General features: G+C 55.4%; 2 rRNA genes. Both read left to right on the top strand.

What is annotated here, in order from left to right:
* Positions 1–286: 286 nt before the first annotated feature.
* Positions 287–3,253, top strand: a 23S ribosomal RNA gene (locus D7W79_RS40190).
* A 183-nt stretch (positions 3,254–3,436) separates the two neighbouring features.
* Positions 3,437–3,553, top strand: a 5S ribosomal RNA gene (gene rrf / locus D7W79_RS40185).
* Positions 3,554–3,580 lie beyond the last annotated feature (27 nt).

Below are 3,580 nucleotides of genomic sequence, written 5' to 3'. Positions count from 1 at the left end.
CCTGGAAGTCGCAGGGACGTTCTTTGACAAGTGCATACGAAGGGTAAGTTGCAATTTCTGCTGAGTGAAGTTCTCAACAGAAGTGCCGACTTCGCCATGAGCTTCACCTGGCGCCGCGAGGCAGCCGGGGGAGGCAAAAGCGAAGTCTCCCACACAAGAAGAAGCAGTAAGAGAACAGCAAAAGAAATAAGTCTTCCGGGCCTGCTGCGAAGAGCAGGGGTCTGGGCCTTGGTCACGAGTTTCGACAATCCGCCGGGAGGCGGGCGTGACGACAAGAGATCAGGGCAAGTAAGCTACTAAGGGCGTGCGGTGGATGCCTAGGTGCCAAGAGGCGATGAAGGACGTGGGTGGCTGCGAAAAGCTTCGGGGAGTTGCCAACCAAACGTTGATCCGGAGATGTCCGAATGGGGAAACCCAGCGCGGCGAATAGCTGCGTTACTGCAAACTGAATACATAGGTTTGCAGAGCAAACCAGGGGAAGTGAAACATCTCAGTACCCTGAGGAAGAGAAAACAACGAGTGATTCCCAAAGTAGTGGCGAGCGAAATGGGAAGAGGCCAAACCAACGTCATGCAAATGGCGGTGGGGTAGCGGGTCCGCGGTAGGACTTTGACAGGCTAGTGGAAGCGTCCTGGAAAGACGCACCAAAGAGCGTGATAGTCGCGTACACGAAAGCCAGTTGGAGCTGAGCGGGTTACCCAAGTAAGACGGGACACGTGCAATCCTGTCTGAATCTGCCGGGACCATCCGGTAAGCCTAAATACTCCTTGGCGACCGATAGTGAACAAGTACCGCGAGGGAAAGGTGAAAAGAACCCCGGTGAGGGGAGTCAAAAGAACCTGAAACCGCATGTCTACAAGCAGTTCGAGCACTACGGCGCAAGCCAGTGCGAGAGCGTACCTTTTGCATCATGATTCGGCGACTTAATATACGTAGCGAGGCTAAGCCGATAGGTGGAGCCGGAGCGAAAGCGAGTCCGAATAGGGCGCTAAGTTGCGTGTATTATAACCCGAAGCGGGGTGATCTACACATGGCCAGGTTGAAGTGCGGGTAACACCGCATGGAGGACCGAACTCATGAAAGTTGAAAATTTCTGGGATGAGCTGTGTGTAGGGGTGAAAGGCCAATCAAACTCCGTGATAGCTGGTTCTCCCCGAAAGATATTTAGGTATCGGCTCGGGCAATTCAATGCCGGAGGTAGAGCACTGGAACGGCTAGGGGTCTCACCAGATTACCAAACCGTACCAAACTCCGAATGCCGGCAATTGTTATCCCGGGACGCAGTCAGTGGGTGATAACGTCCATTGGCAAGAGGGGAATAACCCAGACCGACAGCTAAGGCCCCCAAATCTAGTCTAAGTGAACACTAGAAAGGATGTGGCAGGTCATTGACAACCAGGAGGTTGGCTTAGAAGCAGCCATCCTTTAAAGAAAGCGTAATAGCTCACTGGTCAAGACAGGCCGCGCCGAAAATGTAACGGGGCTCAAGACTAGTGCCGAAGCTTCGGGTCATACACGTCAGGCGTGTATGGCGGTAGGGGAGCGTCCCAGTTGCAGCGAAGGTAGACTGAAAAGGCTGCTGGAGCGACTGGGAGTGCTGATGCCGAAATGAGTAGCGATAAAGGGGGTGAGAAACCCCCTCGCCGTAAACCCAAGGTTTCCTGGGTCAAGTTAATCTTCCCAGGGTTAGCCGGGTCCTAAGCCGAGGCCGAAAGGCGTAGGTGATGGCAAGCAGGTTAATATTCCTGCGCCATCTTGCAGACGTTGAACTGAGGGAGGACGGAGAAAGCTAGGCGAGCTGACCGGTGGTTGTGTCAGTCTAAAGGCGTAGGGGTGTCGCGTACGAATAAAGGCGCGGCAGTCATCCCCGAGACCCCATGGCGCCCCGCAAGGGGTAAGTCGCTGATGCTCGGCTTCCAAGAAAAGTCCCGCAGGGAGTCTGCAGGGTGTCCGTACCGCAAACCGACACAGGTGGGTGAGGAGAAAATCCTAAGGCGCTTGAGAGAACTCTCCTCCAAGGAACTAGGCAAATTTCCACCGTAACTTCGGAAGAAGGTGGGCCTCTGGTAGGTGTAGGCGTACAGCCGAAGCCGAGAGAGGTTGCAGAGAAATGGCGGTAGCGACTGTTTACCAAAAACACAGGACTCTGCGAAGGCGACAAGCCGACGTATAGGGTCTGACTCCTGCCCGGTGCTGGAAGGTTAAGGGGATTCGTCAGCCGCAAGGCGAAGCGATGATCCGAAGCCCCAGTAAACGGCGGCCGTAACTATAACGGTCCTAAGGTAGCGAAATTCCTTGTCGGGTAAGTTCCGACCTGCACGAATGGAGTAACGACTTCCGCACTGTCTCGGAGAGGGACTCAGCGAAATTGAAATAGCTGTGCCGATGCAGTTTACCCGCAGCAAGACGGAAAGACCCCGTGAACCTTTACTACAACTTGACAGTGACACTAGGGATTGACTGTGTAGGATAGGTGGGAGCCTTTGAAGCCGGGCCGCTAGGTTCGGTGGAGGCAACGGTGAAATACCACCCTGTTGATTTCTGGTGTCTAACCACGTCTCGTCAGCCGGGACTGGGACACTGTCTGGTGGGTAGTTTGACTGGGGCGGTCGCCTCCCAAAAAGTAACGGAGGCGCGCGATGGTTCCCTCAGCCCGATTGGAAACCGGGCGTCGAGTGCAATGGCATAAGGGAGCTTGACTGCGAGACCGACAGGTCGAGCAGGTGCGAAAGCAGGTCATAGTGATCCGGTGGTCCTGAATGGAAGGGCCATCGCTCAACGGATAAAAGGTACTCCGGGGATAACAGGCTTATCTCCCCCAAGAGTTCACATCGACGGGGAGGTTTGGCACCTCGATGTCGGCTCATCGCATCCTGGGGCTGGAGCAGGTCCCAAGGGTTTGGCTGTTCGCCAATTAAAGCGGTACGCGAGCTGGGTTCAAAACGTCGTGAGACAGTTTGGTCCCTATCTGCTGTGGGCGTAGGATACTTGAGAGGCTCTGACCTTAGTACGAGAGGACCGGGTTGGAGGCACCGCTGGTGTACCAGTTGTCTCGCCAGAGGCATCGCTGGGTAGCCATGTGCCGATTGGATAACCGCTGAAAGCATCTAAGCGGGAAACCGACCTCAAGACCAGGTATCCCGGGCGCAAGCCCCTGAAGACTCGTGGAAGACTACCACGTTGATAGGCTGGGTGTGTAAGCGCGGTAACGCGTTAAGCTAACCAGTACTAATAAGTCGAGCGGCTTACTTCCCCCCTTCTCTTGCATGCCCCCACGCGGGGAGTAAGGGACTCGGGGCCAAGGCCGAGGCCAGGACGCCATATGCGCGTCCGCCCGGAAGACATCAGCTATTCTCAATTGCTTCTTCAACTTCGAAGAGGCTTCATTCACGCAGAAACCTGCAACTTACCCTTCGTATGCACCGTCATTCGCTTTTCCGGTGGCAATGTCGGAGGGGTCACACCCGTTCCCATCCCGAACACGGAAGTTAAGCCCTCCAGAGCCGATGGTACTCCGCGGGAAACCGCGTGGGAGAGTAGGTCGCTGCCGGATTCTTTTTGAAAGCCCCTGTCGCCGCAA

The organism is Corallococcus exercitus, from assembly GCF_003611585.1.
Classification (GTDB): Bacteria; Myxococcota; Myxococcia; order Myxococcales; family Myxococcaceae; genus Corallococcus; species Corallococcus exercitus.
Note: the sequence above shows the minus strand (reverse complement) of the source record. Positions and strands in the feature narration are given on the sequence as shown.